We start from the raw sequence: 23,093 nt of genomic DNA, 5'->3' as shown, positions 1-23,093 counted from the left end.
CTGTAATAAAGGCGCCGCCGCGCACCGGCAGGCCGGCGAGGCCGCCCGCAGCGGCGCGTGGCGGCTTCTGCGACAATACAACGTTCGCAAATTGTACGAGAAAGCGGGCGAGCCGGCCGCCGCGGCAACGCGTCCGGCACCGCCGCCGATCCTTCCCCCATGCGCCGATATTCCGCTTCCGGCGAGCCCGCGCCGGCTCAGACCGGGCCTCGCAACGACTGGCAGACCATCCGGTCGCTGCTGCCGTATCTCGCCACCTACAAATGGCGCGTCGCGCTCGCGCTCGGCTGCCTGATCGGCGCGAAGGTCGCGAACCTCGGCGTGCCGGTCGTGATGAAGCGCATCGTCGATCACCTGTCCGCCGTGCAGCAGCTCACGGCGCTCGGGCGGGCCGAGCAGTCGGCCGGCATCGTGCTCGCGGGCGGCGTCGGCCTGCTGGTCGTCGCGTATGCGCTCGTGCGGCTGTCGACGTCGCTGTTCACCGAGCTGCGCGAGATCCTGTTCTCGAAGGTCACCGAGAGCGCGGTGCGCCAGCTCGCGCTGCAGGTGTTCCGGCATCTGCACGGTCTGTCGCTGCGCTTCCATCTCGAACGCCAGACCGGCGGCATGTCGCGCGACATCGAGCGCGGCACGCGCGGCATCCAGCAACTGATTTCCTATTCGCTGTACAGCATCCTGCCGACGCTCGTCGAGGTCGGGCTCGTGCTCGGCTTCTTCGTGGTCAAGTACGAGGCGTACTACGCGTACGTGACGTTCGCGGCGCTCGTCACGTACATCGTGTTCACCGTGAAGGTCACCAACTGGCGCACGCACTTTCGCCGCACGATGAACGAGCTCGATTCGCGCGCGAACTCGCGGGCGATCGATTCGCTGATCAACTACGAGACGGTGAAGTACTTCGGCAACGAGGAGTGGGAGGCGCAGCGCTACGACGAGAACCTGAAGCGCTACCGCAAGGCCGCGATCCGCTCGCAGAATTCGCTGTCGGTGCTGAACTTCGGCCAGCAGGCGATCATCGGCACCGGGCTGGTGTTCATCCTGTGGCGCGCGACGCAGGGCGTGCTGGCCGGCAAGCTGACGCTCGGCGATCTCGTGCTGATCAACACGTTCATGCTGCAACTGTACATCCCGCTGAATTTTCTCGGCGTCGTGTATCGCGAGCTGAAGCAGAGCCTCACCGACATGGACCGGATGTTCGGGCTGCTGTCGGCCGCGAAGGAAGTCGCGGACGCACCCGACGCGCGGCCGCTCGCGGTGGCCGGCGCGCAGGTGCGCTTCGAGCACGTGAACTTCTCGTACGAAGCGGCGCGGCAGATCCTGCACGACGTGACGTTCACGATCGATGCGGGCACGACCACCGCGGTGGTCGGCCACAGCGGTTCCGGCAAGTCGACGCTGTCGCGCCTGCTGTTCCGCTTCTACGATCTCGACCGGCAGGCGGGCGGCGCGATCCGGATCGACGGCCAGGACATTCGCGACGTCACGCAGGACTCGCTGCGCGCGTCGATCGGGATCGTGCCGCAGGACACCGTGCTGTTCAACGACTCGATCTACTACAACATCGCGTACGGCCGGCCGACCGCGAGCCGCGACGAAGTGATCGCGGCCGCGCGCGCCGCGCACATCCACGACTTCATCGAGAGCTTGCCGAAGGGCTATGACACGCCGGTCGGCGAGCGCGGGCTGAAGCTGTCGGGTGGCGAGAAGCAGCGCGTCGCGATCGCGCGCACGCTGCTGAAGGATCCGCCGGTGCTGCTGTTCGACGAGGCGACGTCGGCGCTCGATTCGCGCTCGGAGCGCGCGATCCAGCACGAGCTCGACCAGATCGCGCGGCACCGCACGACGCTCGTGATCGCGCACCGGCTGTCGACGGTCGTGCATGCGCAGCAGATCCTCGTGATGGACCACGGGCGGATCGTCGAGCGCGGCACGCACGACGAACTCGTGCGCGCGGACGGGCTGTATGCGCAGATGTGGGCGCTGCAGCAGCAGCGCGCGGCGGCGGGCGGGGAGGCGGCCGAGGCCGCGTGAGCGGGGATGCCGCGCCGGGGCGGCGCGCGGCGGAAACGGGTGGTTTGCCGGCCGTCCGCGATCGGCCGGCGATGCGCCGTCACGGCCGCGTGAGCCGGCGGAGCGCCCGCGGTATTCGATTCCGGGTCGGCCTGCCGCCGAGTGACCGGGCCGTCATCGGTCTTTCACGCCATCGGCCGCCGCGCCGGGTGGCCCGGCCGCGGTCAGCGGCGAAACGATCAGCCCGCGGCGGCGCGCAGCCGCGCGTCGAGCTCGCCGAGCTGCGCGGGCGTGCCGACGTTCTCCCAGATACCTTCATACAATTCGCCGCTCGCGCGGCCGGCCTCGATGGTCGCCTTGAAGTAGGGCGACAGCGGCCGGTGCGTGCCGGGCACGATGTCGCGGAACATCCGCGTGTCGTACACGCCGATGCTGCCGAACGTGACGCGCGGGGCGCCGGCGAGTGCCAGCCGGCCGTCATCGCGAAGTACGAAATCACCGCCCGGATGGAACGGCGGGTTCGGCACCATCACGAGATGCATCGCGGGCGCATCCAGCGCGGCCATCTGCGCGGCACGCGCGGCGAGCGTCCGGTAGTCGAATGCGCAGTACACGTCGCCCGCGACCGCCGCGAACACCGTCGGCCGGCCGTCGCGCTCGAGCAGCGGCAGCGCCTGCGCGATGCCGCCGGCGGTTTCCAGCGCTTCGCCTTCGGCCGAATACGCGAGCCGCACGCCCCAGCGCGAGCCGTCGCCGAGTGCCGCCTCGAGCTGCGCGCCGAGCCACGCGTGGTTGATCACGATCGACTCGACGCCCGCGCGGGCGAGCGCCTCGATCTGCCAGACGATCAGCGGCTTGCCGCCGGCTTCGAGCAGCGGTTTCGGGCGGATGTCGGTCAGCGGGCGCATCCGTTCGCCGCGCCCGGCGGCGAAGATCATCGCCGTGGTCAGGGTAGTGCTCATGTTCGGCTGAAGGTAAGGACGGTGAGGGCGGTCAGAACGTATAGCCGACGTCGGCCGCGCCCTTGCCCTCGAGCTCGTCGAGCAGCTTCGCGAACGGCACGAGCGGGCGGTAGCGCAGCGCGACCTTGCGCGCATAGGCCAGGAAGCGCGGCAGGTCGTTCAGGTAGTGCGGCTTGCCGTCGCGGTAGTTGATGCGCGCGAACAGGCCGAGGATCTTGATGTGGCGCTGCAGCCCCATCCACTCGAGCTGGCGGTAGAACTCGCCGAAATCCGGGTCGACCGGCAGGCCGGCCTTCTTCGCCTTTTCCCAGTAGTACGCGAAGCAGTCGAGCTCGAACTCCTCGTCCCAGCTGATGAACGCGTCGCGCAGCAGCGACACGACGTCGTACGTCAGCGGCCCGTACACGGCATCCTGGAAGTCGAGCACGCCCGGATTCGGCTCGCAGACCATCAGGTTGCGCGGCATGAAGTCCCGCAGCATGAAGCCCTGCGGTTGCGCATGGGCGCTCGCGACCAGCAGCGCGAAGGTGCGGTCGAGCGTGCCGCGCATCGCGTCGGTGACGGGCTTGCCGAGGTGCCGGCCGACGAACCATTCGGGCAGCAGCTCCATCTCGCGGCGCAGGAACGCCTCGTCGAACGGCGGCAGCACGTCCGGCCTCGAGCTCAGCTGGAAGCGGATCAGCGCGTCGAGCGCGTCGCGCATCAGCGGGCGTGCCGCGACCGGGTCGGCCGGATCGAGCACCGCGATGTACGACGTGCGGCCGAGGTCGGTCACGAGCATGAAGCCCGCGTCGAACTCGTGAGCCAGCACCTCCGGCACGTGGTCGCCGGCCGCGGCGAGCAACTGCGCGACCTGGACGAATTCGCGGCACTTCTCGGGCGGCGGCGCGTCGACCGCGACCAGCGAGCCGCCGGGGCTCGTGGCCGACGCGACACGGAAATAGCGGCGGAAACTGGCGTCCGACGACGCGGGCGCGAGGGTCGACAGGTCGAGGGCGAAGCGCTCGGCGAGCGGGCGCAGCCACGCGGTGAGCGCTTCGAGGCGGGCGTCGGGCTGGGATGCGGCGGATGGGGGTGTCATGAAACTCGGCGGAGGGGGGAACGTCTTGCCATATAATACCCCACGACTTTTTTGACGCGCCCCGCGTCAGCTTGCGCCGTGCAGGCCCGCCGCCTGTCGCGCCGTCCGCCCGATCGCCTCCCCGGTTTGCGCTCAGCCGCAGTCGCGGTGCGACGGCGCGGCCCGCCGCGCGCGAATGTGCCGTGCAGGTGCGGTTGACAAGGGGCGATTCGCCAAACGATAGATGCCGCCCAAACCGCTATTCCCGAATGTCTTCCCCGGTGACGGGGCGCCGCGCAAACGGCGGCTCGCGCTCGCACTCCTGGCCGTGCCCGGCCTCGTGCCGGCCGTGTCGTACGCGCAGCTGTCGGGCGCGGCCGCGCAGCCGCAGCCGCTCGACTCGCCGTGGGACCTGCGTCTCGCCCCGCAGCTCGAGGATCATCCGCTGAAGGACGGCGCGAAGCCGGCCGCCTTCGTGATCGCCGACCATACGAGCGGCACGGCCGACCAGGACCTGGCCGCGAAGGGCTCGGCCGAGTTGCGCCGCGGCGACGCGGTCGTGAAGGCCGACGCGCTCCACTACGATCAGGATACCGACATGGCCGACGCGTACGGCCAGGTCAAGGTGGTCAACGGCGGCACGTCGTTCGCGGGCCCCGAGGCGCATCTGAAGGTCGAGGCGAACCAGGGCTTCATGACGGCGCCGAAGTACCACTTCAACGTGACGGGCGGGTCCGGCAGCGCGGAGCGCGTCGACCTGCTCGACAGCGAGCGCTCGGTGTTCGTCAACGGCACCTACACCGCGTGCCAGTGCTCGACGAACCCGGCGTGGTACATCAAGGGCAGCCGCTTCGACTTCGATACGGGTGCCGACGAAGGCACCGCGCGCAACGGCGTGCTGTTCTTCCAGGGCGTGCCGATCTTCGCGAGCCCGTGGATGACGTTCCCGCTGTCGGGCGAGCGGCGCAGCGGCCTGCTGCCGCCGACCTTCTCGATCAACTCGAACAACGGGTTCGAGCTGACGCTGCCGTACTACTTCAACATCGCGCCGAACCGCGACCTGACGATCACGCCGCGCATCATCTCGCGGCGCGGCGTGCAGACCGAAGCGACGTTCCGCTACCTGTCGCCGTCGTATTCGGGCACGTTTACGGCCAATTACCTGCCGGACGACCGGCTCGCGCACCGCGACCGCTACGCGATCTACTGGCAGCACCAGCAGAACTTCGGCGGCGGTTTCGGCGGCTACGTCTACTTCAACAAGGTCTCGGACAACACGTATCCCGAAGACCTTGGGTCGATGAACCAGTTCATCAACGGGACGCAGACGCTGTACCAGCAGGAAGCCGGCCTCACGTACAACAACGGCCCGTGGTCGGTGCTCGCGCGCTACCAGCACTGGCAGACGCTGCCGCCGTCGATCGCGCCTTATAGCCGCGAGCCGCAGTTGAACGTGAAGTACACGAAGTACAACGTCGGCGGCTTCGACTTCGGCGCGGAAGCCGACTATTCGCGGTTCCGCATCACGACCGCCGATGCGACCGAAGGCGACCGGATCGTCTTCAACCCGTACATCGCGTACGGCGTGTACGGCCCCGGCTACTTCGTCGTGCCGAAGGTCCAGTACCACTTCGCGTCGTACGACCTGAACTACCTGTCGTCGAGCACGCCGAACAACCCGAAGCGCTTCACCGAGTCGATCCCGACCGTGAGCTTCGACACGGGCCTGATCTTCGACCGCTCGGTGCGCCTGTTCGGCCAGGACTTCATCCAGACCCTCGAGCCGCGCCTGTACTACGTGTACACGCCGTATCGCGACCAGTCGAACGCGCCGCTGTTCGACACCGCGGAATCGGACTTCGGCCTCGCGGAGATCTACCAGCCGAACACGTTCGTCGGCAACGACCGGATCGCGGACGCGAACCGGATCACGGCCGGCCTGACGTCGCGCTTCATCGATCCGCGCACCGGCGACGAGCGCGCGCGCTTCGTGGTCGCGCAGCAGTACTATTTCGCCGACCAGCGCGTGACGCTGAACTCGGGGCAGTCCGCCGTGCAGGCCCGCCACTCGGACCTGATCGTCGGCGCCGCGCTGAAGCTCGGCTCCGGCTTCATGTCGGAAACCGCGTTCCAGTACAACCAGAACAACAACCAGCTCGTGAAGTCGAGCATCGGTTTCGGCTTCAGCCCCGGCGAGCGCCGCGTGATCAACGTCGGCTACCGCTATACGCGGGCGAACACGACGCTCGACAACCAGCCGATCAACCAGTTCCTGGTGTCCGCGCAATGGCCGCTCACGCGCCGTCTGTATGCGATCGGCCGCTTCAACTACGACCTGGCAGCCGACCGGATCGTCGATGGTCTGCTCGGCTTACAATACGACGCGGATTGCTGGGCGCTCGGGGTCGGTGTCCAGCGCTTCGCGAACGGCGTGAACACGTCGGGGCAGCAGAACTCGTCGACGCGCTTCATGATGCAGCTGACGTTGAAGGGGCTGTCGAGCGTCGACAACGGTCTCGTCGCCGCATTCCGCGCCGGGGTGCCGGGCTACACGCCGCTGCCGTCCGCGCCGCCGCCGATGTCCCGCTTCAGCAACTACGAGTAACGCCGGCTTGTCTGCACCGGTCAGCACGATTTCAATGGAGTATCAGTGGCAATGAAGAAAACCCTTCGTTTCGCGGCAGTCGTGTCCAGCCTCGCCGCGTCAGCCGCGCTGCTCGCCGCCGCGCCGGCCGCGGCGCAGGCACTTGGTTCGCATGGCGCGCAGCTCGCCGACGAAGTCGTCGCGGTCGTCAACAACGACGTGATCACGGGCCGCGAACTCGACCAGCGCGTCGGCCTGATCTCGCGCCGGCTGCAGCAGCAGAACGCGCCCGTGCCGCCGGCAGACCAGCTGCGTGCGCAGGTGCTGAACCAGATGGTGCTCGAACGCATCCAGGTGCAGAAGGCCAAGGACGACGGGATCCGTATCGACGACGCGACCGTGCAGTCCACGCTGCAGCGCCTCGCGCAGGCGAACGGGATGACGCTCGAACAGTATCGCGCGCGTCTCGAGGCGCAAGGCGTGCCCTGGAGCGTGTTCACCAGCGACGCGCGCACCGAGCTGATGCTGTCGAAGCTGCGCGAGCGCGAGGTCGACGGCAAGATCACCGTGTCGGACGCCGAGGTCGCGAACTACATCGCGAGCCAGCGCGGGCCGAACGCGTCGCAGCAGCAGGACCTGCGCTTCCAGCACATCTTCGTCAAGGCGCCGACCAACGCGCCGCAGGCGGAGATCGAAGCCGCGCAGAAGAAGGCCGACGCGCTGCTGCAGCAGGCCACGTCGGGCGCCGATTTCGAGAAGCTCGCGAAGAGCAATTCGGAAGCGAACGACGCGAAGAAGGGCGGCGACCTCGGCTTCAAGGCGCCGGGCGCGCTGCCGGCCGAGGTCGTCGAAGCCGCCTCGAAGCTGCGCCCGGGCCAGGTCAACCCGACGCTGATCCGCGTGCCGGACGGCTTCGAGATCGTGCGTCTCGTCGACCGCCGCCAGAGCCAGGGCGCGACCGCCGCGGCACCGAAGATCGTCCAGACGCACGTGCGCCACATCCTGTTGCGCGTCGGCGAAGGCAAGTCGGAAGGCCAGGCGCGCCAGCAGCTGCAGGACATCCGCAAGCAGGTCGAGGCCGGTGGCGATTTCGCGAAGTTCGCGCGCACCTACTCGCAGGACGGTTCGGCGTCGCAGGGCGGCGATCTGGGCTGGATCAGCCCGGGCGAGACCGTGCCGGAATTCGAGCGCGCGATGAACAACCTGCAGGACGGCCAGATCAGCCAGCCGATTCGTACCGAGTACGGCTACCACCTGATCCAGGTGATCGACCGCCGCGAGGCGGAAGGCTCGGTGCAGCAGCAGATGGATATCGCGCGCCAGGCGATCGGCCAGCGCAAGGCCGAGCAGGCGTATGCCGACTGGCTGCGCGAACTGCGCGATTCGTCGTACGTGCAGTACAAGATCGGCGGCGTCGGCCCGGCGAACTGAGCGAGCTTCACATGACGGCATCCGCGCTGCAGATCGCGATCACGACCGGCGAACCCGCGGGTGTCGGCCCGGAGCTGACCGTGCAGGCGTTGCAGGATGCCGCCCGGCGCTGGCCCGGCGCGCATTTCACCGTGCTCGGCGACGCCGCGCTGCTCGCCGCGCGCGCGGCGGCCGTCGGGGCCGACCAGGCGGTGTTCGCCGGCGGCGGGCCGGTGTCGGTCGAGCATCATCCGCTTGCCGTGCCCGCGCAGGCGGGCAAGCTCGACGCGGCCAACGGCCGCTACGTGCTCGGGCTGCTCGATGCCGCGATCGACGGCGCGCTGGCGGGCCGGTTCGACGCGATCGTCACCGCACCGCTGCAGAAGAGCACGATCAACGATGCCGGCGTGCCGTTTACCGGCCATACCGAATACCTCGCGGAACGCACACATACGCCGCGTGTTGTCATGATGCTGGCGGGCACGGGCGAGCGGCCGCTGCGCGTCGCGCTCGCGACCACGCACCTGCCGCTGAAGGACGTGTCGTCCGCGCTGACGATCGACGGGCTCGTCGAGACGCTGGCGATCGTCGATCGCGACCTGCGGCGCGACTTCGGTCTCGCGGCGCCGCGCATCCTCGTGACGGGGCTGAACCCGCATGCGGGCGAGAACGGTTACCTCGGCCGCGAGGAGATCGACGTGATCTCGCCGGCGCTCGCGCGCGCGAACGCGCAGGGCATCGACGCGCGCGGCCCGTATCCGGCCGACACGCTGTTCCAGCCGCGCCATCTCGAGGGCGCCGATTGCGTGCTCGCGATGTTCCACGATCAGGGCCTGCCCGTGCTGAAGTATGCGACCTTCGGCGAGGGCATCAACGTCACGCTCGGGCTGCCGATCATCCGCACGTCGGTCGATCACGGCACCGCGCTGGATCTGGCCGGCACGGGCCGCGCGGATCCGGGCAGCCTGGTCGCCGCGCTCGACACGGCCGTCACGATGGCGCACCATCGCCGCGCGTCCTGACGCGCACGGGCGCAGGCCTGACCTTATTCGTCGCATTTTTCGTTTTTCTCAGTCGATGTCGAACAGCAGACAGCACCAAGGCCACTTCGCGCGCAAGCGCTTCGGGCAGAACTTCCTCGTCGATCACGGCGTGATCGACTCGATCGTCGCGACGATCGGCCCCGCGCGCGGCCAGCGTATGGTCGAGATCGGCCCCGGGCTCGGCGCGCTCACCGAGCCGCTGATCGCGCGCCTCGCGACGCCCGAGTCGCCGCTGCATGCGGTCGAGCTCGACCGCGACCTGATCGGCCGCCTGCAGCAGCGCTTCGGCGCGCTGCTGGAACTGCACGCGGGCGACGCGCTCGCGTTCGACTTCCGCTCGCTCGCGGCACCCGGCGACAAGCCGTCGCTGCGGATCGTCGGCAACCTGCCGTACAACATTTCCAGCCCGCTGCTGTTTCACCTGATGACGTTCGCCGACGCGGTGATCGACCAGCATTTCATGCTGCAGAACGAAGTCGTCGAACGGATGGTCGCGGAGCCGGGCACGAAGGCGTTCTCGCGGCTGTCGGTGATGCTGCAGTACCGCTACGTGATGGAGAAGATGCTCGACGTGCCGCCGGAATCGTTCCAGCCGCCGCCGAAGGTCGATTCGGCGATCGTCCGGATGATTCCGTACGAACCGCACGAACTGCCGGACGTCGATCCCGTGCTGCTGGGCGAAGTCGTCACGGCCGCGTTCTCGCAGCGCCGCAAGATGCTGCGCAATACGCTCGGCGACTACCGCGAGACGATCGATTTCGACGGGCTCGGCTTCGATCTCGCGCGGCGCGCGGAGGATGTGAGCGTGGCCGAATATGTCGGTGTCGCGCAGGCGCTTGCGAAGGTGCGCAAGGCCGCGGAGTAGCGGTAACGCGCGGGCAACGCGCGCGGCACATGCCGGATCGAGGTTCACGAGGCTGCCCTGGCGGGCAGCCTTTTTACTTTGCCGATCGGTGCTCGTCGATCCCGGCGCGCGGCCGCGCGGCGCTACGCGCGCCGGCGCGGCGGCGCGTTGACGAGCGCGATCCCGGTCAGCACCAGCGCGGCCGCGGACATGAAGCGCCAGCCGACCGATTCGCCGAGCAGCAGCACGCCGAACGCGACGCCGAACAGCGGCGACAGGAACGTGAACACCGACAGCCGCGACGCGCTGTAGCGCGTGAGCAGCCAGAACCACGACAGATAGCTGACGAACGCGACGATCACCGACTGGTACGCGAGGCTCGCGAGCGCGACCGGCGTGACCTGCGCGAACGACATCTGGCCGAGCAGCGCGGCAAGCGCGACCAGCACGGCGGCCGAAACCGCGAGCTGGTAGAACAGCGTCTTGCTCGCGCTGGCCCGCGCGAGCGACGTTGAACGCACGACGACCGTCGTCGCGGCCCACATCGCGCCGCCGAGGATCCCGAGCGCGTCGCCGGCGAGCCCGGCCAGTACCGACGCGCCGGGTGCGCGCGGCGTCAGGAAGCCGTCCGCGAACGCGAGCGCGATGCCGGCGAACGCGAGGCCGACGCCGGCCCACTGGACGCGCTGCAACCGCTCGCCCGGCGCAAACAGGTGCAGGCCGAGCGCCGTGAAGCACGGTGCCGTGTACAGGAAGATCGCCATGTGCGACGCGCTCGTCAGCGTCAGCCCGAAGAACACGCAGATGAACTCGCCGGCGAACAGCGCGCCGGCCGCGATGCCCGCGCCGAGCGTGCCGTCCGCGCGGAACAGCGGCGTGCCGCGCGAGCGCGCCCAGCCCCACAGCAGGAGCGCGGCGATCACCGAGCGCAGGCCGGCCTGGAACATCGGCGGGATCGCCGCGTTCGTGCTCTTGATCGCGACCTGCTGGAAGCCCCAGATCGCGCACAGCAGCAGCATCACGCCGACGGCGCGCGTGTCGAGCGCGCGGCGCACGGGCGACCCGGCGAGCGCGGTCATCGGCGGACCTCGCCGATGCGGCGGGAAGGGGGCAGGGACATGGGCAGCGGCGGACGGACGGCGCGTCCGGCACGTTCGAATCGGCGGTTTCGCACGGCGGGCGGTGTGGCTGAATGAGGGGGGGGTCGCGTTTCGGCGGCGGGCGACATGCCCGCTTTTGGTGCGAGGTGGGAGGATGTTACCCGATCGGCAGCGTCGGCGGGGACCATCGAGCCGTGCGGTTTCTGCCGGCGCACGGGCGTCGGGCTCATCGTGCAGATGCTCGGTATCGGCTGGCGGCAGGCCGGGCGCCGGCGGCGGGATTCACGTGACTCCGGTAGAATTTCCGGTTCTGGAAAGTCCCCACTGGAGTACAACCCATGCGTTTGCTGCATACGATGCTGCGAGTCGGCGATCTCGACCGCTCGATCAAGTTCTACACCGAATTGCTCGGCATGAAGCTGCTGCGTCGCGAGGATTATCCGGAAGGCAAGTTCACGCTCGCGTTCGTCGGCTATGAAGCGGAGAGCACGGGCACCGTGATCGAGCTGACCCATAACTGGGATACGCCGTCCTACGATCTCGGCAACGGCTTCGGCCACCTGGCGGTGGAAGTCGACGACGCGTACGCGGCCTGTGACAGGATCAAGGCGCAGGGCGGCAAGGTGACCCGCGAAGCGGGCCCGATGAAGCACGGCACGACCGTGATCGCATTCGTCGAGGATCCGGACGGCTACAAGATCGAGTTCATCCAGAAGAAGGCGCGCTGAGCGCGGGATGGGCGGCGCGCGGCGCACGATGTGCGTCGCGCGCAACGAAAACGGGCGATGCGGAGGAATCCGCATCGCCCGTTTGCATTGCCGGTGCGCCCGATCGCGTTACAGCGACGGCAGCAGCTCGGGCGGATGATGCTTGAGCGTGTGCCGCGCTTCGCGGAATTCCGGGAAGATCGATTCGACGGTCTGCCAGAAGGCCGGGCTGTGGTTCATTTCGCGCAGGTGCGACAGCTCGTGCGCGACGACGTAGTCGATGATCGACAGCGGGAAATGGATCAGCCGCCAGTTCAGCCGGATCTTGCCGTCGCTCGAGCAGCTGCCCCAGCGCGTCGCGGCCGACGACAGCGCGTACGTCGAATACGTGACGCCGAGCTTGTCCGCGTAGACCGCGAGGCGTTCGCCGAAGATCCGCTTCGCTTCGCCCTGCAGCCAGCCCTGCACGCGATCCTTGATCTGCTGCATGTCCGCCTGCGCGGGCAGCGGCAGCGACAGCCGCAGTGCCTCGGCGTCGAATGCGACGGCACCCGTGCCGAGCGCGATCGCGATCGTCTTGCCGAGATACGGGAGTTGCGCGCCGTCGCGCCAGTCGATCTGCGGCAGCGCGCGCTGCTCGGTGCGGGTCTTCCACTCCGCGAGCTTCGCGAAGATCCAGCGCTGCTTCTCGGCGATCGCCGCTTCGATGTCGGCGAGCGTGACCCAGCGCGGCGCGGTGATCGACAGCCCGCTGCCGTCGATCGTGAAGCCGATCGTGCGGCGGGCAGAGCGCTTGAGCCGGTATTCGAGCACGCGGCTGTCGAGCGCGAACGTACGGATGCGGGAGCGATCGGGAGGCGGGCCCGGATCGAGCGGCGCCGCGGGCACCGCGGGAGCCGCCGCCGCTTCAGGCGGCGCAGCGGGCGCCGACGGTGCCGGCGACGCCGCTGCCGGCCCGTCGAAGAGCGGCAGGTCCATCTGGCGATGATCGAGGGCCACGACGGCAGGCCGTGGCCGCGGACGCTTTTTCATCAGTTCGCTTCGTTTCGTCGTACGCAACGGCTGCAATCCGGGTGATTCAGACGCGCGCGGCATCGCGCGTGCCGGCATTGCCCGGCTGGCGATAGGCATCGGGATCGATGCGGCGCATCTCCGCTTCGATCCATGCCTCGACCTGCGAGTTCAATACGTCGGGCGTCTTGCCGTCGACGGGAATCGGCTTGCCGATCGACACGGTGACGACACCCGGGAATTTCGTGAACGAATTGCGCGGCCACACCCGACCTGCATTGTGCGCGATCGGCACGACCGGCGTGGCGGTTTCGATCGCGAAGCGCGCGCCGCCCGTCTTGTACTTGCCTTGCTTGCCGACCGGCGTGCGCGTGCCTTCCGGGAACATGATCATCCAGGCGCCTTCCGACAGGCGCTTCTTGCCCTGGCGGATCACCGACGTGAACGCGTTCTTGCCTTCCTTGCGGTTGATGTTGACCATGTGCAGCATGCCGAGCGCCCAGCCGAAGAACGGCACGTACAGCAGCTCGCGCTTGAATACGTAGCAGAGCGGCTTCGGCATCAGCGCCGGAAACGCGAGCGTCTCCCACGCGGACTGGTGCTTGGCCAGCAGCACGGCCGGGCCGTCGGGCAGGTTTTCCATCCCTTCGATCCGGTAGCGGATGCCGTTCAGCCAGCGCACGACCCACAGCGTCGACTTGCACCAGCCGGCCGCCATCCAGTAGCGCGCATCGGGGCGCATGAACGGGAACGCGATGAAGCACGCCGTGGCGTACGGCACCGTGTACAGGATGAAGTAGATCAGCAGCAGCAGGGAGCGGACGAAGCGCATCGGCGTGGGTCTGACAGTAGGGAGGATGCGCGCGGCGGCCGCATCACTCGTGTTCGTGTGAAAGGAAGTCGAGCGCGAACGCGCGCAGGTCGTCATGGACCTTCGTGCCATCCGGCAGGTTGCCGGCGGCGAGCGTCTTCTTGCCCTTGCCGGTCAGCACGAGGTGCGGCCGGAAGCCGACCGCGACGCCGGCCTGCAGGTCGCGCAGCGAATCGCCGACGGCCGGCGTGTGGGCGGGATCGATCTCGAAGCGCTCGGCGATCATCTGCATCATGCCGGGCTTCGGCTTGCGGCAGTCGCAGTGGTCTTCCGACACGTGCGGGCAGAAGAACACCGCGTCGATGCGCGCGCCGACGGCGGCCGCCGCGCGATGCATCTTCAGGTGCATCGCGTTGAGCGCGGCCATGTCGAACAGCCCGCGGCCGATGCCGGACTGGTTGGTCGCGACGACCACGCGATAGCCCGCGTGGTTGAGTCGTGCGATCGCCTCGAGGCTGCCGGGCAGCGCGATCCACTCGTCGGGCGTCTTGATGAATGCGTCCGAATCGACGTTGATCACGCCGTCCCGGTCGAGGACGACGAGCTTGCGGTGGGGGCTGGTCGGCATCGTGCGGCCCTTATGCGGCGAGCTTCGAGATGTCGGCGACGCAGTTCATCTGCTGATGCAGCGCGAACAGCAGCGCGAGACGGTTCGCGCGCAGCGCGGGATCCTTGGCATTGACCATCACGTCGTTGAAGAACGTGTCGACCGGCGCGCGCAGCGCGGCGAGCGCCGACAGCGCGCCCGTGTACGCACGCGCCTCGAGCTGCGACTGCACGTGCGGCGTCACGGCCGCGAGCTGCTCGTGCAGCGCCTTTTCGGCGGCCTCGACGAGCAGCGTCGGCTGCACCGTGCCGTTCGCGCCGCCTTCCGACTTCTTCAGGATGTTCGAGATCCGCTTGTTCGCGGCCGCGAGCGCTTCGGCTTCCGCGAGGCGCGTGAATTCGCGCACCGCGTCGAGGCGCGCGACGAGATCGTCGACGCGCGTCGGGTTCAGGCTCAGCACCGCTTCGACTTCGCCGGCCGAGTAGCCGCGTTCGCGCAGGAGGCCGCGCAGGCGGTCCATGAAGAACGAGAAGATCGCGTCGGTCGATTCGGCGACGCCCGGCACGCCTTCGAAGCGCGCATGGGCCGTGCGCAGCAGCGACACGAGATCGAGCGGCAGCTGTTTCTCGAGCAGCAGGCGCAGCACGCCGAGCGCGTGGCGGCGCAGCGCGAACGGATCCTTCTCGCCGGTCGGCGCGAGGCCGATGCCCCAGATGCCGACGATCGTCTCGAGCTTGTCGGCGAGCGCGACGGCGGTCGACACCGGCGTGGTCGGCAGCGCGTCGCCGGAGAAGCGCGGCTGGTAGTGCTCGGCACAGGCGAGCGCGACGTCGTCGGCTTCGCCGTCGTGACGCGCGTAGTACGTGCCCATCGTGCCCTGCAGTTCCGGGAACTCGCCGACCATGTCGGTCAGCAGGTCGGCCTTCGCGAGGCGCGCGGCGCGCTTCGCGTGCGCGGCATCGGCGCCGATCGCGGGCGCGATCTCGCCGGCTAGCGCCTCGAGGCGCTCGACGCGCGCGAGCGCCGAACCGAGCTTGTTGTGATAGACGACGTTCGCGAGCAGCGGCACGCGGTCGGCGAGCGGCTTCTTCTTGTCCTGCTCGAAGAAGAACTTCGCGTCGGCGAGGCGCGGGCGCACGACGCGCTCGTTGCCTTCGACGATCTCGTCCGGCGTCTTCGTGTCGATGTTCGACACGATCAGGAAGCGCGAGCGCAGCTTGCCGTCGACGTCGGTCAGTGCGAAATACTTCTGGTTCGTCTGCATCGTGAGGATCAGGCATTCCTGCGGCACCTGCAGGAATTCGTCCTCGAAGCGGCACGGATAGACGACCGGCCATTCGACCAGCGACGTCACTTCGTCGAGCAGCGATTCGGGCATCACGACCGTGTCGCCGTTCGCGTGTTCGTTCAGCTGCGTGCGGATCGTTTCGCGGCGATCGACGAAGTGCGCGATCACGCGGCCCTTGTCGCGCAGCGTGTCGGCATACGCGCGCGCATGCTGGATCGCGACGAGGCCGTCGGACAGGAAGCGGTGGCCGAGCGTGGTGTCGCCGGCGTCGATGCCGAACGCGGTGACGGGCACGATGCGATCGTCGTGCAGCACGGTCAGGCGTTGCACCGGGCGCACGAACTTCACGTCGGAGCCGTCCGGGCGCTGGTAAGTCATGACCTTCGGGATCGGCAGCTTCTCGAGCGTCTCGTCGAGCGCGGCCTGCAGCCCGTCGGCGAGCGTCGCGCCGGCAGCCGAATAGTTGACGAAGAACGCTTCGGCCTTGCCGTCCTGTGCACGCTCGAGATCGGCGATCGACAGGTTCGGATGGCCGAGCGCCGCGAGCTTCTTCGCGAGCGGGGCGGTCGGCTTGCCTTCTGCGTCGAGCGCGACCGACACGGGCAGGACCTTTTCGCGGACCTGCTTTTCAGGTGCGACGGCGCGCACGTTCTGCACGACGACCGCGAGGCGGCGCGGCGTGGCGTAGCGTTCGAATACGAGTTCGCCTTCGACGAGGTCGCGGGCCGCGAGGCGTTGCGCGAGACCTTCGGCGAATGCGTCGCCAAGGCGCGCGAGGGCCTTCGGCGGCAGCTCTTCGGTCAGCAGTTCGACGAGCAGGGGGGCGGGATGATTGTGCGTCATGTCTGGAATAAATCTCGTCTCGTCAGTCCTGATCGATCTTGCGTTCGACCTTGAGCGGCGGCGCCCATGCCGGCTGGGCGGCGTCCTGGGCGTCGGTGGTGAGGCCCGGCACGCCCGGCGGGTTGCCGAGCATCGGGAAGCCGAGCTTCTCGCGCGAGTCGTAGTAAGCCTGCGCGACGAGACGCGACAGCGCGCGGATGCGGCCGATGTACGCCGCACGCTCGGTCACCGAGATCGCGCCGCGCGCGTCGAGCAGGTTGAACGTGTGGCCGGCCTTCAGCACGAGTTCGTACGCGGGCAGCGCGAGCTGCGCGTCGATCATCTTCTTCGCTTCCGCTTCGTAGCTGTTGAAGAACGTGAACAGCAGGTCGACGTTCGCGTGCTCGAAGTTGTAGGTCGACTGCTCGACCTCGTTCTGGTGGTAGACGTCGCCGTACGACAGGCGGCGCAGCTCTGGGCCGTTCGGGCCGTGCTCCTCCCACTCGGTCCATACCAGGTCGTATACGTTCTCGACCTTCTGCAGGTACATCGCGAGGCGCTCGAGGCCGTAGGTGATCTCGCCGAGCACGGGCTTGCAGTCGAGGCCGCCGACCTGCTGGAAATACGTGAACTGCGTGACTTCCATCCCGTTCAGCCACACTTCCCAGCCGAGGCCCCACGCGCCGAGCGTCGGGTTCTCCCAGTCGTCCTCGACGAAGCGCACGTCGTTCTGCTTCAGGTCGAAGCCGAGCGCTTCCAGCGAACCGAGGTACAGGTCGAGGATGTTTTCCGGCGCCGGCTTGAGCACGACCTGGTACTGGTAGTAATGCTGCAGGCGGTTCGGGTTCTCGCCGTAGCGGCCGTCCTTCGGGCGGCGCGACGGCTGCACGTAGGCGGCGCGCCACGGCTCGGGGCCGACCGCGCGCAGGAACGTGTGGACGTGCGACGTGCCCGCGCCGACTTCCATGTCGATGGGCTGGAGCAGGGCGCAACCCTGCTTGTCCCAGTAGGACTGCAGCGTCAGGATGATTTGCTGAAACGTAAGCATGAAGAGCCTTCGTGGCGCTGGCGCTCCGTTGCGGGCGGCGCTCCGGGCGGGGCCCGGAGGGTCGGCTCGCGCGGCGGCGCGGCTTGTTAGTGTGCTGAAACGTGTAATTTTACCGGATCGGCGACCCGATGCGGCCGGAACGCGGACGAAGAGGCTGCCGGCGCTGTTCCGGCGACCTTGCGCAGCCTGTGCGCGGGGGGTGTCGATGCGCGCGGGCGGTCGCGTGCGCGGCGTCGCGATGCGCCTGTCGCGTCGGCTGCCGCGCCGCTTTGCGCGGGCGTTAAGATGCGCGTATTGCGGCGCGCGTGGCGCCTGCCGCGCGACCGATTGCCCACTCCGGACCGCATGGACGATTCGAACGACCTCCTCATTCCATTGGTGCCGCCGCTGCTTGCGCTGCTCGGGCAGGCCGCCGACGCGCACGCGCGCGGCGAGCGCGATGCGCATGCGCTCTGGCTCGCCGCCGCCGGCCATCTGCACGCGGTCGACATGGCCGCGCTCGCGCAGCTCACCACGGCGCTCGTCGCGCGGCAGCACACGGCCGACGCGCTCGCGCTGGCCGAATGCGCGGTGCGCGTTCATCCGGGTGCCGGCGCCCGTTTCAATCACGGCTATGCGCTGCAGATGCTGGGCCGTCACGCCGACGCCGTCGCGCCGTACCGCGCGGCCTACGCGCTCGATCCGGGCTGGCCGTCGCTGCGCAACAACCTCGCGATCGCGCTGCGGCTGTCGGGCGGCGACCGCAACGAGGAAATCGCGCTGCTCGGCGCGGCCGTGGAGGCCGATCCGCACGACGTGCAGGCGTGGATCAACCTGGTCGTCGCGCGGCTCGCGACGCACGACCTCGACGGCGCGCTCGCGTGTGCGGCGCGGCTCGCGGAAATCGCGCCCGACAATGCGCTCGCGCTGAACAACATCGCGATGGCGATGAAGGAAGCGCAGCGCTGGGACGACGCCGAGCGCTACGCGGCGCGCGCGTGCGAGCTGGCGCCCGACGACGCGTCGTTCCGTTTCAATCTCGCGATCATCCAGCTCGTGCGCGGCAACCACGCGGCCGGCTGGCGCGGCCACGAGGCGCGCTGGGACGGTGCCGGCGAGCTGCGCGGCCGCCGGCCGGTGCTGCCGGGCCCGCGCTGGCAGGGCGAGCCGCTCGCGGGCAAGACGCTGCTCGTGTGGGGCGAGCAGGGGCTCGGCGACGTGCTGCAGTTCGTACGCTTCGTCGCGCCGCTCGCCGAGCGCGTGCATCGCGAGGGCGGCCGGCTCGTGTGGAACACGTTCCCGCAGGTGGGCACGCTGATGGAGCGCAGCCTCGGCGCGCACGTGGATGCATTCAGTGCGGGCGGCGGCGTCGACGCGCTGCCCGCATTCGACTACGAAGTGCCGCTGATCGGCCTGCCGTTGATGCTCGGGATGGAGACGTCGACGCTCGAGGAGGCGGTGCCGTACCTGCATGCCGATCCGGGCGCGCGCGATGCGTGGCGCGCGCGGCTCGCGGGCGACGGCCGGCTGAAGGTCGGGCTCGTGTGGACGGGCAGCGCGGGGCACCAGCGCAACCCGTTCCGGCGCGTCGGACTCGAACGCTACGCCGATGCGTTTCGCGGTATCGACGGCGTCGCGTTCCATTCGCTGCAGCCGGGCGCGGACGCGGACGTCGCCGCGGCGCGCGCGGCCGGTTTCGCGATCGAAGACTTCACCGCCGAACTGAAGCGTTTCGACGATACGGCCGCGTTCATCGGCGCGCTGGACCTGGTGATCACGGTGTGCACGTCGGTCGCGCACCTGTCGGGCGCGCTCGGCGCGCGCACCTGGGTGCTGCTCGACGTGAATCCGCACTGGCCGTGGCTGCTCGAACGCACCGACAGCCCGTGGTATCCGACCGCCACGCTGTACCGGCAGCCGACGTTCGGCGCCTGGGCGCCGGTGATGGAGGCGCTCGGGCGGGATCTGCGCGGCCTGGCCGCGGATGCGAAGCGGCCGGCCTGAGCGGCCGACCGATGCATCACACGTTGCGGTTCCGGCCGTCGCCGGCCTGCGCGCCGTTGCGGCGGCGCAGGCCCGGCCCGAACGTGAAGCCGAACGCGAGCAGCACCAGCGACACCGCGAGCACGATGTTGTTGCCGCTCGTCACGTAGGGCGTGAAGCCGCTCGTGCCTTCGATCCGCACGTCGAGCGAGCCGATCGTGAACGGCTTCAGCTGGCCGAGCACGCGGCCGCGCGCGTCGATCGCGGCCGTCATCCCGGTATTGGTGGCGCGCAGCATCGGCCGGCCCGTTTCGAGCGCGCGCATCCGCGCGATCTGCAGGTGCTGGTCGAGCGCGATCGTGTCGCCGAACCACGCGAGGTTCGTCACGTTGACGAGTACGCCGGGCGGCTGCGGGTTGTCGCGGATCGTCGCGGCGATTTCCTCGCCGAACAAGTCCTCGTAGCAGATGTCGGCCATCACCGGCTGGTTGTGCACGAGGAACGGCTTCTGCACCGGCGCGCCGCGCGCGAAGTCGCCGAGCGGCATCTTCATCAGGTCGACGAACCACCGGAAGCCCCACGGGATGAATTCGCCGAAGGGCACGAGATGGTGCTTGTCGTAGTGATAGATGTCGCGCGAGTGCGGCGTCACGCCGTACAGGCTGTTCGTGTAGTCGACGTAATGACCGTCCGGCGTCACCGACGCGCCGACCGCGCCGAACAGCACGGCCGAGCCCGTCGTGTCGCTGAACTGGCGGATCGCGACGGCGAACGGCTCGGGCAGTTCCTGGATCATCACCGCGATCGCGGTTTCCGGCGTGACGATCAGGTCGGCCGGCTTCTCGACGATCATCTGCGTGTACATCTTGATCGCCGCGTCGATGCCTTCCTGCTCGAACTTGATGTCCTGCTTCACGTTGCCCTGCAAGAGCCGCACCGTGAGCGGCGCATTCGCGGTCACGGTCCACGTGGCCTGCGACAGCCCGACGCCGGCCGCGACGAGCGCGACGGCAATGGCGGCCGGTGCGATGACCCGCACGCGCGCATTGCCGGCGGCGCCGCGTTCGACCGCGGGCGCGCGCCGCGCGGCGACGAGCGCCTGCACGGCCAGCGCGGCAAACAGCGCGAGCACCCAGGCGATCCCGTACACGCCCACGACCGGCGCGAAGCCCGCGAACGGGCCGTCGACCTGCGGATAGCCGCTCGCGAGCCACGGAAAGCCGGTGAGCACGGTGCCGCGCAGCCATTCGCCGAGCGCCCACGCGCTTGCGAACGCGAACGCGCCGTGCCAGGTCGGCGAGAACGGCCGCGGGTCGGGTTCGCGGCGATGCCACGCATGGCCTGCGCAGAACGACCACAGCCCGGCCGAGAACGCCGGGTACAGCGACAGGTACAGCGAGAACAGCACCAGCGCGCCGCCCGCGAGCGGCGCGGCCATCTCGCCGTACACGTGCATGCTGATGTAGAGCCACCAGATGCCGCTGATGAAGTTGCCGAAGCCGAACGCGCCGCCGGTAAGCGCGGCGCCGCGCCAGCTCGACGTGCGCGTCAGCTGCGCGAAAAACCAGACGAATACGACGAGCTGCAGCCAGCCGCCGTGCGGGGTCGGTGCGAAGCTGAGCGTATTGGCCGCGCCGGCGAACAGCGCGGCCGGATAGTGCCAGCGCGGCAGCGCGCGGCCGGGCGCCGGCGCGAGAAGACCGCCAGCCGGGCGGGACGGGATCGGATCGTCCATGTGAAGCGAAAGAGGGCGAGCGGTTGAAGGAGGCGCGGCCGGCGCGGGACGGTCAGTCCTCGTGCGAGGTTTCGGCGCGGCGGCTCGTGTGCGGGTTGCGGCGCACCAGCAGCACGTGGACCTGGCGCGCATCGCCGCGCTGGATCTCGAACACGAGGTTGCCGAGTTGCAGCTTCTCGCCGCGGTGCGGCACGCGGCCGAAATGATGGGTGATCAGCCCGCCGATCGTGTCGACCTCGTCGTCGGGGAAGTCGGTGCCGAACGTCTCGTTGAACTGTTCGATCTCGGTGAGCGCGCGCACGCGGTAGCGGCCGTCCGGCCCCGAGATGATGTTGCCGGCTTCCTCGTCGAAGTCGTATTCGTCCTCGATGTCGCCGACGATCTGCTCGAGCACGTCCTCGATCGTGATCAGGCCCGCGACGCCGCCGTATTCGTCGACGACGATCGCGAGGTGGTTGCGGTTCACGCGGAAGTCGTGCAGCAGCACGTTCAGGCGCTTCGATTCGGGAATGAACACGGCGGGGCGCAGCATCCCGCGCACGTCGAATTCCTCTTCGGCATAGAAGCGCAGCAGGTCTTTCGCGAGCAGCACGCCGATCACGTTGTCGCGGTTCTCCTCGTACACGGGGTAGCGCGAGTGCGCCTTCTCGAGGACGAACGGGATGAAGTCTTCAGGCTTGTCGGCGATGTTGATCGCGTCCATCTGCGCGCGCGGCACCATGATGTCGCGTGCGCACAGGTCGGACACCTGGAACACGCCTTCGATCATCGACAGCGAATCGGCGTCGATCAGGTTGCGTTCGTGGGCGTCCTGGAGGATTTCCAGCAGCTCGGTCCGGGATTCCGGCTCGGGCGAGATGAAGTCGGTCAGGCGCTCGAGCAGCGAGCGCTTTTCTTGCGGTTTGTCGGTTGACTTACGACTGGGATACGAATCGTTCATGGTGGTGCGCCCGGGTCATGCCGGAGCGCGCGGTCACGGAGTAGGCAAGGATACACCAAGGGCATGGCGCGGCCGTGTCACCCCGGCCGTCCGGCCGGGGGCAGGCGGCGCGCGCGCCCCGCTCGGGGAACGGTCCGCGCCGGGCGCGGCGCCGTCCTTCGTCTCCATCCTATCTCAGAAAGGGGCGCCGGGGCAGCGGCGGCAAAAAAGCGGGCGGAACGGCGACCGGCTGGCCGGTCGGCGCCGGCGGCATTTCGTCGCGTGCAGGGCGGGCCGGGGCGGGCGCGGCAGCGCCGGAATTCAGAAGCGCATGCCGGCCGAACAGCCGCCGGCCGCCGCGCCGTTGGTCGCGGCGCCGCCGCAGCCCAAGATGCCGCAGCCGGACAGCACGACGCTCGCGGCGACGAGCAGCGCGGCCAGCGTGACGCGCGATCTGCGTGACGATTTCATGGGCGCAGAGCCTCCTTTCACATGCATGGGCGTGACGCGAGCCGGCCTGTCGGGCGTCACCGGCACCGCGCGAGCAGCGCTTCGAGCGCGCGATCGGGGATGCCGCTCGCGCGCAGCGCGTCCACCGTGCGGCTCACGTAGTCGAGCGTCGTGCCGTAGCGGCCGGCCGCGCAGCCGAACACTTCCGTCACGACGTGGTCGGTCAGCTTGCCGGTGTAGGTCGGCACGTCGCGGCGCATCACGAATGCCAGCGCGTTCACGCGTTCGCCGGTCTCGAGCGAGCACGGCAGCCACGCGGGCCGGTACGAGCCCATCGGCATCTCGCGTTTCCACAACGTCTCGAGATGCGGCTGCGCGGACGGGCCCGCGAGCCGGAAAGCGATGCCCGAGCACGAGCCGCCGCGATCGAGCGCGAGCACGAGGCCCGGACGTTCGGGCGTGCCGCGGTTCACGCGCGACCACAGGTAGAGCCCGCGATGGTAGCCGTGTACCTTGCCGCGCACGGCGGCGACGGTCGGCAGCCCGGGGTTCCAGATCAGCGAGCCATAGCCGAACAGCCAGAGATCCTGCTGGCCGTCCCAGTCGCGCATCGTGTGCGCGAGCGACGCGGCGAGCTCGTCTTCCGTCAGCAGCCGCCCCTCGCCGATCGACGGCGGGTACGCGGGCGGCAGCATCGCGGCTTGGCGCATGGTGCGGACG

19 protein-coding genes are annotated in these 23,093 nt (G+C 69.1%); 7 read left to right on the top strand and 12 right to left on the bottom strand.

Annotated features, from left to right (window positions below):
- Positions 1–159: 159 nt before the first annotated feature.
- Positions 160–2,031, top strand: a complete 1,872-nt coding sequence (locus tag DIE22_RS09510; RefSeq protein WP_124498983.1) for an ABC transporter ATP-binding protein/permease — start codon at positions 160–162, stop codon at positions 2,029–2,031.
- A gap of 218 nt (positions 2,032–2,249) precedes the next feature.
- On the opposite strand, the gene murU is transcribed toward DIE22_RS09510, so the two are convergent.
- Positions 2,250–2,972, bottom strand: coding sequence for an N-acetylmuramate alpha-1-phosphate uridylyltransferase MurU (gene murU, locus DIE22_RS09505; RefSeq protein WP_124604944.1), 723 nt, complete (start codon positions 2,970–2,972; stop codon positions 2,250–2,252).
- A gap of 31 nt (positions 2,973–3,003) precedes the next feature.
- Positions 3,004–4,053 carry an aminoglycoside phosphotransferase family protein gene (locus DIE22_RS09500; protein ID WP_124604943.1) on the bottom strand — a complete coding sequence of 350 codons (1,050 nt, stop codon included), beginning with the start codon at positions 4,051–4,053 and terminating at the stop codon, positions 3,004–3,006.
- A 223-nt stretch (positions 4,054–4,276) separates the two neighbouring features.
- Here DIE22_RS09500 and DIE22_RS09495 point away from each other — a divergent pair, with 223 nt between their 5' ends.
- The 4 genes from DIE22_RS09495 to rsmA are packed head-to-tail and all read left to right on the top strand — an operon-like array spanning position 4,277 to position 9,934.
- Positions 4,277–6,637: an LPS-assembly protein LptD gene (locus DIE22_RS09495; RefSeq protein ID WP_124498986.1), complete on the top strand. Its 2,361-nt coding sequence runs from the start codon at positions 4,277–4,279 to the stop codon at positions 6,635–6,637.
- 51 nt (positions 6,638–6,688) lie between these two features.
- Complete coding sequence (locus tag DIE22_RS09490) at positions 6,689–8,047, top strand: peptidylprolyl isomerase (protein WP_124498987.1); 1,359 nt, start codon at positions 6,689–6,691, stop codon at positions 8,045–8,047.
- A gap of 11 nt (positions 8,048–8,058) precedes the next feature.
- The gene (gene pdxA / locus DIE22_RS09485) at positions 8,059–9,048 is read left to right on the top strand and encodes a 4-hydroxythreonine-4-phosphate dehydrogenase PdxA (RefSeq protein WP_124604942.1); all 990 of its coding nucleotides are present in this window, start codon (positions 8,059–8,061) and stop codon (positions 9,046–9,048) included.
- A gap of 55 nt (positions 9,049–9,103) precedes the next feature.
- Positions 9,104–9,934 carry a 16S rRNA (adenine(1518)-N(6)/adenine(1519)-N(6))-dimethyltransferase RsmA gene (rsmA, locus tag DIE22_RS09480; protein ID WP_124498989.1) on the top strand — a complete coding sequence of 277 codons (831 nt, stop codon included), beginning with the start codon at positions 9,104–9,106 and terminating at the stop codon, positions 9,932–9,934.
- A 122-nt stretch (positions 9,935–10,056) separates the two neighbouring features.
- On the opposite strand, the gene DIE22_RS09475 is transcribed toward rsmA, so the two are convergent.
- Complete coding sequence (locus tag DIE22_RS09475; RefSeq protein WP_124498990.1) at positions 10,057–10,992, bottom strand: DMT family transporter; 936 nt, start codon at positions 10,990–10,992, stop codon at positions 10,057–10,059.
- Positions 10,993–11,351: 359 nt separating this feature from the next.
- On the opposite strand from DIE22_RS09475, the gene gloA reads away from it, so the two are divergent.
- Positions 11,352–11,741: a lactoylglutathione lyase gene (gene gloA, locus DIE22_RS09470; protein ID WP_124604941.1), complete on the top strand. Its 390-nt coding sequence runs from the start codon at positions 11,352–11,354 to the stop codon at positions 11,739–11,741.
- Positions 11,742–11,849: 108 nt separating this feature from the next.
- Here gloA and DIE22_RS09465 read toward each other — a convergent pair whose 3' ends face one another.
- The 5 genes from DIE22_RS09465 to glyQ are packed head-to-tail and all read right to left on the bottom strand — an operon-like array spanning position 11,850 to position 17,307.
- Positions 11,850–12,752: a M48 family metallopeptidase gene (locus DIE22_RS09465; RefSeq protein ID WP_124604940.1), complete on the bottom strand. Its 903-nt coding sequence runs from the start codon at positions 12,750–12,752 to the stop codon at positions 11,850–11,852.
- Positions 12,753–12,798: 46 nt separating this feature from the next.
- A complete protein-coding gene (locus tag DIE22_RS09460) occupies positions 12,799–13,563 on the bottom strand; it encodes a 1-acyl-sn-glycerol-3-phosphate acyltransferase (protein WP_124498993.1) in 765 nt (254 codons plus the stop codon).
- A gap of 43 nt (positions 13,564–13,606) precedes the next feature.
- Positions 13,607–14,170: a D-glycero-beta-D-manno-heptose 1,7-bisphosphate 7-phosphatase gene (gene gmhB / locus DIE22_RS09455; RefSeq protein WP_124604939.1), complete on the bottom strand. Its 564-nt coding sequence runs from the start codon at positions 14,168–14,170 to the stop codon at positions 13,607–13,609.
- A gap of 10 nt (positions 14,171–14,180) precedes the next feature.
- A complete protein-coding gene (gene glyS, locus DIE22_RS09450) occupies positions 14,181–16,280 on the bottom strand; it encodes a glycine--tRNA ligase subunit beta (protein ID WP_124604938.1) in 2,100 nt (699 codons plus the stop codon).
- A gap of 22 nt (positions 16,281–16,302) precedes the next feature.
- Positions 16,303–17,307 (bottom strand): glycine--tRNA ligase subunit alpha, encoded by a 1,005-nt coding sequence (gene glyQ, locus DIE22_RS09445; protein ID WP_082729730.1) that lies wholly within the window; start codon positions 17,305–17,307, stop codon positions 16,303–16,305.
- A gap of 345 nt (positions 17,308–17,652) precedes the next feature.
- Here glyQ and DIE22_RS09440 point away from each other — a divergent pair, with 345 nt between their 5' ends.
- Complete coding sequence (locus tag DIE22_RS09440; protein WP_124604937.1) at positions 17,653–19,290, top strand: tetratricopeptide repeat protein; 1,638 nt, start codon at positions 17,653–17,655, stop codon at positions 19,288–19,290.
- A 16-nt stretch (positions 19,291–19,306) separates the two neighbouring features.
- Here DIE22_RS09440 and lnt read toward each other — a convergent pair whose 3' ends face one another.
- The 4 genes from lnt to DIE22_RS09425 all read right to left on the bottom strand — a co-directional run bounded on the left by lnt (position 19,307) and on the right by DIE22_RS09425 (position 23,083).
- On the bottom strand, positions 19,307–21,004 hold the full coding sequence (gene lnt, locus DIE22_RS09435) for an apolipoprotein N-acyltransferase (protein WP_124604936.1): 1,698 nt from the start codon (positions 21,002–21,004) through the stop codon (positions 19,307–19,309).
- 52 nt (positions 21,005–21,056) lie between these two features.
- The gene (locus DIE22_RS09430; protein ID WP_124498998.1) at positions 21,057–21,944 is read right to left on the bottom strand and encodes an HlyC/CorC family transporter; all 888 of its coding nucleotides are present in this window, start codon (positions 21,942–21,944) and stop codon (positions 21,057–21,059) included.
- A gap of 300 nt (positions 21,945–22,244) precedes the next feature.
- Positions 22,245–22,394: a hypothetical protein gene (locus DIE22_RS38140; protein WP_185640581.1), complete on the bottom strand. Its 150-nt coding sequence runs from the start codon at positions 22,392–22,394 to the stop codon at positions 22,245–22,247.
- Between the two features lie 56 nt (positions 22,395–22,450).
- Positions 22,451–23,083 carry a gamma-glutamylcyclotransferase gene (locus tag DIE22_RS09425; protein ID WP_124604935.1) on the bottom strand — a complete coding sequence of 211 codons (633 nt, stop codon included), beginning with the start codon at positions 23,081–23,083 and terminating at the stop codon, positions 22,451–22,453.
- Positions 23,084–23,093 lie beyond the last annotated feature (10 nt).

Source organism: Burkholderia sp. Bp9142 (genome assembly GCF_003853415.1).
Taxonomy (GTDB): Bacteria; Pseudomonadota; Gammaproteobacteria; order Burkholderiales; family Burkholderiaceae; genus Burkholderia.
This window is presented reverse-complemented; position numbering and strand designations above follow the sequence as displayed.